The sequence below is a fragment of the Bradyrhizobium sp. genome (genome assembly GCF_016462955.1).
Classification (GTDB): Bacteria; Pseudomonadota; Alphaproteobacteria; order Rhizobiales; family Xanthobacteraceae; genus Bradyrhizobium.
This window is the reverse complement of record NZ_JAEMSD010000359.1, coordinates 1-7,148: the sequence shown is the minus strand read 5'-3', so window position 1 is coordinate 7,148 and position 7,148 is coordinate 1. Positions and strand designations below refer to the sequence as shown.

General features: G+C 64.6%; 5 protein-coding genes, 1 tRNA gene and 1 pseudogene. 3 read left to right on the top strand and 4 right to left on the bottom strand.

Going from position 1 to position 7,148, the window contains the following annotated elements:
• Both JHD07_RS28090 and JHD07_RS28085 read left to right on the top strand, forming a co-directional pair.
• Nucleotides 1–388: sensor histidine kinase (locus JHD07_RS28090; RefSeq protein ID WP_291627978.1), on the top strand; the 388-nt coding region annotated here is incomplete at its 5' end.
• 421 nt (nucleotides 389–809) lie between these two features.
• The gene (locus JHD07_RS28085; protein WP_291627976.1) at nucleotides 810–980 is read left to right on the top strand and encodes a hypothetical protein; all 171 of its coding nucleotides are present in this window, start codon (nucleotides 810–812) and stop codon (nucleotides 978–980) included.
• 94 nt (nucleotides 981–1,074) lie between these two features.
• Here the strand turns inward: JHD07_RS28085 and JHD07_RS28080 are convergent.
• From JHD07_RS28080 to JHD07_RS28070, 3 genes are all read right to left on the bottom strand, one after another.
• Nucleotides 1,075–1,150 (bottom strand) — tRNA-Lys (locus tag JHD07_RS28080).
• 435 nt (nucleotides 1,151–1,585) lie between these two features.
• Complete coding sequence (locus JHD07_RS28075) at nucleotides 1,586–4,246, bottom strand: glycosyltransferase (protein WP_291627974.1); 2,661 nt, start codon at nucleotides 4,244–4,246, stop codon at nucleotides 1,586–1,588.
• A 248-nt stretch (nucleotides 4,247–4,494) separates the two neighbouring features.
• Complete coding sequence (locus JHD07_RS28070; protein ID WP_291627972.1) at nucleotides 4,495–5,076, bottom strand: beta-1-3, beta-1-6-glucan biosynthesis protein; 582 nt, start codon at nucleotides 5,074–5,076, stop codon at nucleotides 4,495–4,497.
• A gap of 329 nt (nucleotides 5,077–5,405) precedes the next feature.
• Here JHD07_RS28070 and JHD07_RS28065 point away from each other — a divergent pair, with 329 nt between their 5' ends.
• Nucleotides 5,406–6,965, top strand: a complete 1,560-nt coding sequence (locus JHD07_RS28065) for a beta-(1-6) glucans synthase (RefSeq protein WP_291627971.1) — start codon at nucleotides 5,406–5,408, stop codon at nucleotides 6,963–6,965.
• Here JHD07_RS28065 and JHD07_RS28060 read toward each other — a convergent pair.
• Nucleotides 6,925–7,148, bottom strand: a pseudogene (locus tag JHD07_RS28060) (hypothetical protein); the annotation flags it as partial. The gene JHD07_RS28065 and the pseudogene JHD07_RS28060 sit on opposite strands and share 41 nt — an antisense overlap.

Sequence of the window (7,148 nt, the reverse complement as noted above, 5' to 3'; positions counted from 1 at the left end):
CGTCTATCCGGACTGGAAGATCCTTTCACAAGTGAACGTGCCGGGGATGGTGAAGGTGGATGCCGGCCGGCTGGAGCAGTTGCTATCCAACATCCTGGGGAATGCGACGTCCTACGGTGATCCCGCCCAGCCAATTCACGTGGCCGCCAGAACGACGGACGAGGGCTACGAGATCAGTGTCACCAACCGAGGGGCGCCCATACCTGAGGAGGCCTTGCCGCTGCTGTTCACGGCGTTTCAGCGAGGCGAGGTCCTTCCGAACCAGAAAGGCCTGGGGCTCGGCCTTTATATCTCGCAAGAGATCGCGCGCGCCCATGGCGGCATCATCACCGCTGAATCCTCGCCGAGCGAGACGACTTTCAGGGTCTCATTTCCTCGATCAGGCTAGGCGGGCCTTTCGAGCCTGTCGGCGTCCTCGTCAAGCTGTCGCGCCAATGCCTTCAGGGCCTTTCCGGCGTCATCATTGCTGACTGTCAAGGCGAGGCGCTCGGCTCGCCGCGCTTGTTGTCGGAGTTGTTCGGATTGTTTGGTCACGATGAACAAACAAAACGTGCAGCAGTGGTTCCACCACCTCGCGTCGATTCAGCAATGTTCGATCAGGATCGATCCTGAGCCTGCCTATTCCTCTTGCGACTCATGACGGGGCTCGACATGGCATCACGCGGTGAGCAAAAACTGCAGGCGCGATCAATGCCAACGAGCGGCGCTCGCTTCAATTCCTGACCGATTGCCGTCGCCCAGCTGTCGGCGGGGCCCCGTCGTGATGGAACCAAAATGCCTGGAAAGGGTTAGACCTCCAAAGGGATTTCATGGAACTAGCAGTCGATCGCGTCATGCAGGCTTACGGCATGATGGTGAACATCACATTCGCGCAGGAAAAAACGCTGCGGGCAGACGTCACGGGATTTCTCTCGGACTCACCGAGCACCGATGAGAACCAACTCGCCATCGAAGGACTGAGATATCTGCGCGCCAGATAGGAATTATTTCATTCGGGGCGGATGTACCCCCGCGTGAGATGAGAAGGCCCTCGGAAACCCGGGGGCCTTTTGCCATTCAGGAAAGGGGAGAACTTGGTGAGCGCGCTGGGGCTCGAACCCAGGACCCCGTGATTAAAAGTCACGTGCTCTACCGGCTGAGCTACGCGCTCCCATGGCCGCTGATGGCTACGACAAGAGGTCGCCATCCTGGTCGGACATTCGAGAAGCATGTCTTGCCGCTACGCTGTAAGCTTGCGTCGCGGGGAAAACCGGCTGTTTCCGGATCATGCCGTCGGCTCGCGCTGTGTAGGGGGAGTGGCTGCGCAGGTCAATAGTGCGGGTGGTCGCCGAAGATCGCGGCGGGGTCGGAGATTCGTCCGCTGATTCCGCTGGTTAGGTCGGGATTTTCAACCTGATTGACGGCTTGCCATCCACGCCGAACTGCGGAGCCTTACGCGAGAGCCGGGCCTTTCATGGTTCGAGACGACCGCTTTGGCGGGCTCCTCACCATGAGGGTCTCGCTAATCTCGCCGCGGATGCGACCTCGCCAGAGCCCGCCGCAGGCGGGCGTCACTAAGGAAGCCCGCAGGCCAGCTCTCCGCCTGTCAATTCACCTCGCGGCGCACCTCGCTCGGCACAGCTTGCGGCGCGCCCACGGGCGGCAGTGCGACCGGGCGGAGGCCGATCAGCTCGGCGGTGCGGATGGCGCTGTCGCGCCAGAACTGGAACGAGTTGATGCGGCTGAGCTCGAGGACGGCGATGGCGACGGCGGCCAGGAACGGCAGGCTCTGCAGCACGAGGACACCGGCGAAGATGTAGATCTCGGTGATCTCCTTGTAGTTGTTGGTGGCGATGAGCACGCCGGCGCCGACCAGGAGCAGGGTGCCGATCACGGCTTCCCAGAACGCCTGGAACTCGATCGACATCCGGCTGAGGCCGCCCTTGGAGGTGCGGGCGAAGGCGATGTGCTCGGTGATCAGGCCCTGCGCCACCGCACGCGACACCGTCCATTGCACGCTCATCGCGGCGATCATGGCGCCCAGCATCTGGCCGGGCTTGATGGCGACGCGGGCGCGGTACATCGACAGGAAGTGCACCAGCGAGACGATGAAGGCGCCGATGATCGGCAGCGTCAGGATCTTGTCGGGGACGGCAATGTCGGCGAAGGCGACGATCGGCACCCAGATCAGGTTGAGCAGCGCCACCACGACGCCGAGACTCTCGGCCCCCAGCCAGTTCAGCCAGCCGAGGCTGTATTCGCGCTTCTGGTCGGGCGTGAGCCGGCTCGCGCCGGGCAGGAATCGGCGCCAGTGCTTCTTGACGATCTGCAGGCCGCCATAGGCCCAGCGGTGCCGCTGCTTCTTGAAGGCCTCGTACGTGTCGGGCAACAGACCCGCGCCGTAGCGGGTGTTGGTGTAGTGGGTGGTCCAGCCGAGCTCCTGGATCGCAAGGCCGAGATCGGAGTCCTCGCAGATGGTGTCGGATGACCAGCCGCCGGCCATGTCCATCGCGGCGCGGCGGATCAGGCACATCGTGCCGTGCACGATGATGGCGTTGGCCTCGTTGCGCTGGACCATGCCGATGTCGAAGAAGCCGGCATATTCGCCGTTCATGATGTAGTGCATGATCGACAGGTCGCCGTCGCGATGCTCCTGCGGTGCCTGCACCAGGCCAACGCGCGGGTCGGCGAAGGCCGGCACGAGGTCCTTGAGCCAGTCGGGCTCGACGACATAGTCGGCATCGAGGATGCCGATGATCTCGGCGTCCGCGGCGGTGCGGTCCATCGCGATGCGCAGCGCGCCGGCCTTGAAGCCCTGCACCTTCTCGGCGTTGATGAACTTGAAGCGTTCACCGAGCGCGCGGCAATGGTCCTGGATCGGCTGCCAGAAGGCGGGATCCGGCGTGTTGTTGATGATGACGACGCATTCGTAGTTCGGATAGTTCAGCCGCGACAGCGCATCCAGCGTCTGCTTGAGCATGTCGACCGGCTCGAAATAAGCGGGGATGTGGATCGAGACCTTCGGATAATAGCTCTCCGGCGCGTTCTCGACCGGCTTGCTCCTGGTGAGAAGCCGCTGCGGCGGCCGGCCGAAGGCGACCGCGGCGATCTCCTCGATGCGCGCCATCGCAATGAGAACGAGGGGAACGAGAAGGATCATGCCGAGCGTCAGCGCGAAGGCCGAGCCGAAGACGAAATAATGGCTGTTCCAGAACGCGAACACGGTTGCCGTCCAGGCGCCGACGCCATTGGCGGTCGCCGACAGCAGGAAGGCCTGCCTTGCGGTCGCCTTCTCGATGCGCAGGATCGGCAGCGACAGCAGGACGCCGACCAAGAGCGCGATGCCCATCAGCTTCCAGTAATCGGGATTCTCGACCGGGCCGGTCCAGGCGAATTTCGGCTCGCGGCTGGCGTTGAGAATGCCCCAATAGGGACCGACGCCGCCTTCGAAGAACTTCCAGGGCTGATCGATGGCTTCGACGATGTTGTAGTCCATGCCGAGCGCTTCGGCGCGGACGACGAAGTTGCGCAAGGTCAACGCCTGCTGGAACGGACCCGGGTCTGCGCTGCGCAAATTGTAGCCTGCGCTCGGCCAGCCGAACTCGGCGATCACGATGCGCTTGCCCGGGAACTGATTGCGCAGGAGGTTGTAGCGGTCGACGGCCTGGTCGACGGCCTGATCCGAACGGAAGTTTTCCCAATAGGGCAGCACGTGCGCGGCGATGAAGTCGACGCTGGAGGCGAGGTCCGGAAAATCGCGCCAGATGTTCCAGATCTCACCCGTCGTCACGGGAACGCGGACCGCGCTCTTGACCTTCTTGATCTTGTCGATGAGGACCTCGACCTTCTGCTCGCCGCGGAAGATCACCTCGTTGCCGACCACGATACCGATCACGTTGCTGTTCTTGCGGGCGAGCTCGATGGCGGCCTTGACCTCCCGCTCGTTGCGATCCTCGTCCTTGTCGATCCACGCGCCGACCGTCACCTTGAGGCCGAACTCGGCCGCGATCGGTGGCACCAGCTCGTTGCCCTCCGTCGCGGAGTAGGACCGGATCGCTCGCGTGAGGGTCGAGAGCTTCTTCATGTCCGCGCGAATCTTCTCGGGGTCGACCTTGAGATCGACGACATGGCCCGGTTCGAACGGCGTATAGGACAGGCTCGGCACCAGGCCCTTGAAGTCAGGCGCGGGTTGCTTGTCGCGCAAGACTCCCCAGAGCCCGGCATGGAGCCCGGACACGAGCAACAGAACGGCGGCGACAACGCGCATCGCGGCTAAACCAAAAGGGGCTGAGGGGGCAGGGCAGCGGATCCGACCCCGAGATCCGACCAAGTCCGCGGCAAAGGGAGCATATCTCGGCCGCGCGGTTTCTCAACTGTCATGGCCTCATGACCTAATGAGGGCATGGCCTTCTCGAACCACCCGCGGCAGTGCCAACCGTGTCTATGGCCGATCGTTCCTGAACGGCAGCTGAAACGGCCAACGCTGTCGAGGATCTCGGGCGGTTAAAGCGTGGGCTATTTCGGCGGCGCCGGGGACGGGCTTGCCGCAGGCGAGGGGCTGGCGGCCGGCTGCGGCTGTGCAGCGTTGGCGGCCGGCGCGGCCGGCTGGGCCGCCGCCGCCTGTTGCGGCTGGGCCGCCGGATTGATCCAGCACGCGTGCACGCGGCTATCCAGGGTTTCGGCCACCTTGGGGTCGATCTGGCCGCCGAACCGGGTCAGGCAGCGGAACGCGGCCTGGATGTGGCCGCCCGGGCAGCCGAATCGGTCGTAGAGGTCGAGATGGCGGAACGCGGTGTCGAGGTCATCGCGCCACATCAGGCGCACCACGCGGCGGCCGAGCCAGACGCATTCGGGATTGCCGGCGGGGCCGCCGATGACCTGGGCGGCTTCGGCGAATTCGTCGGTGCGGCGCTGGTTCTGGGCGGCGTCCTTGGCGGCGTCGGCGGGCTGGGCCGCCTTGCCCGGCTCGGGGGTGGGTGCGCCGCTCTGAGCGGAGGCGCCGCCGGCACCGATCAGGACGAGCATGGCGGAGGCGGCCAAGGTGGCGGCGAACTGCCGCAGGACCGCATTTCGTGACTCGAACACCCGTTGCCGCATGAATTCCCCAATATATTCGTGGCCGTCCGCGTCAGGATCCCGCGGACGCGTCGGTGATGGCGTCCAAATAGGTCTCCAATGCGGCGGAAAAGTCTTGCGGAGTCCATGACCTGTATTTCGAATTTTGTCCAGCAAAGTCACGATGCTAGGTGACGGTCGAACGGCCGCAACCAAGTTCCGGTGGGGCGGGCATCGATCCGCACCCTGACACCCCCTTGGCAGACGGCGTGCGAGCAGGTAATTCGACGGGCCCTTCGCGGAGGACGGAACCGATTTCTCTTCGTACGCCACTGGCGCTTCTGCTCGTCTCATTGGGTGCGATCGCTGCCGTGTGGTGGTGGCTTGCCACGCCGATCACGCTTGCGCGCGCCCCGATCGATCCCGCCGACAAGGTCCAGTGCGTTTCCTACGCTCCGTTCCGCGGCGAGCAGTCGCCGCTCGAGCCATGGACCCATATCGAGGCCGAGCAGATCGAGCAGGACCTGCGCCAGCTCAAGGACATCACCGACTGCGTCCGCACCTACTCGCTGGAGAACGGGCTCGACCAGGTGCCGGCGATCGCCGCCAAGGTCGGCGGCATGAAGGTGCTGCAGGGCATCTGGCTCTCGAGCAACCGCACCAAGAACTACGAGCAGGCCGGGCTCGCCATTCGCCTCATCAAGCAGTACCCCGACGTCATCACTTCCGTCATCGTCGGCAACGAGGTGCTGCTGCGCGGCGAGATGACGACGGCGGATCTCGTCGCCCTGATCCGCCTGGTGAAGACGCAGGTCAGCGTGCCCGTGACCTATGCCGATGTCTGGGAATACTGGCTGAAGAATCGCGAGGTCTATGACGCCGTCGACTTCGTCACGATCCACATCCTGCCCTATTGGGAGGATGTCCCGATCAGGGCGAAATTCGCCGCCGCCCATGTCGAGCAGATCCGCGAGCGGATGGCGGTGGCGTTTCCCGGCAAGGAGATCCTGATCGGCGAAACCGGCTGGCCGAGCGCGGGCCGCATGCGCGACGGCGCGCTGCCGTCACGCACCAACCAGGCGCGCGTCGTCTCTGAAATCCTTGGTCTTGCGAAGGCGCAGAAGTTTCGTGTCAATCTCATCGAGTCCTACGACCAGCCGTGGAAGCGCCGGCTGGAAGGCACCGTCGGCGGCTATTGGGGCCTGTACGATTCGGTTGCCCGCAGCCTGAAATATCCGCCGGGACAGCCGATCAGCAATTTCCCGTACTGGAAATGGTACATGGGCGCGGGCATGGGCCTGGCCGTGCTGGTGTTCGCCGTGGCGCTGATCACGCTGCGGCGGCGGCCGTGGACGCCGCGCTTCTCGGCCTGGCTCGGTGTCGGCATCTCGGCGACGACGGCCGGCATCCTGCTCGGGATCGGCGCGGACAAGATGTACTACGAGAGCTTCGGCATCGGCGGCTGGCTGCTGTGGGGTGCGCTGCTGCTCGCCGGCATCCTGTCGCCGATCTTCTGCGCGCAGGCGATGGTGATCGGCCGCAGCCTTCCGACCTTCCTCGACCTGCTCGGGCCGCGCGAGGGCCGGAAATGGTCGAAGCTCACTGCGGTGCTCGGCCTGACGCTGGCGGTGACGGCGGTGATCGCCTCCGCGACCGCGCTCGGCTTCGTGTTCGACCCCCGCTACAAGGATTTCCCCTACGCCTCGCTAACGATGGCCGTGGTGCCGTTCGCGCTGCTGATGCTGAACCGGCCGCAGATCGGCCAGCGTCCGATCGCCGAAGCGGTGTTCGCGGGCGTGCTGGCGCTGTCGGCGGTCTTCGTGCTCTTCAACGAGGGCCGCGACAATTGGCAGTCGCTGTGGACCTGCGCGATCTATCTGGTGTTCGCGCTCACGCTGTGGCGGGCGCGGGCCGAGCAAAGCCCAGGATGAACAGGCCGATCGCCAGGCCCGACAGCACGACATTGTAGAGCACGATGCCGAGCCCGGCGGCGACGATGCCGACGGTGAGCAGCACGATCGACGGCCGCATCAAATTGAGCGTCGCCACCACCAGCGCGACGATGCCGAACACCGAATTCTTGAACAGCACGGTCGCAACCGAACGTCCCTTGC

What these genes read in the sequence shown, in the direction of transcription:
- JHD07_RS28075 (WP_291627974.1), bottom strand. Translation starts at nt 4,246, where the DNA reads ATGCGCGTTGTCGCCGCCGTTCTGTTGCTCGTGTCCGGGCTCCATGCC.
- JHD07_RS28070 (WP_291627972.1), bottom strand. Translation starts at nt 5,076, where the DNA reads ATGCGGCAACGGGTGTTCGAGTCACGAAATGCGGTCCTGCGGCAGTTC.
- JHD07_RS28085 (WP_291627976.1), top strand. Translation starts at nt 810, where the DNA reads ATGGAACTAGCAGTCGATCGCGTCATGCAGGCTTACGGCATGATGGTG.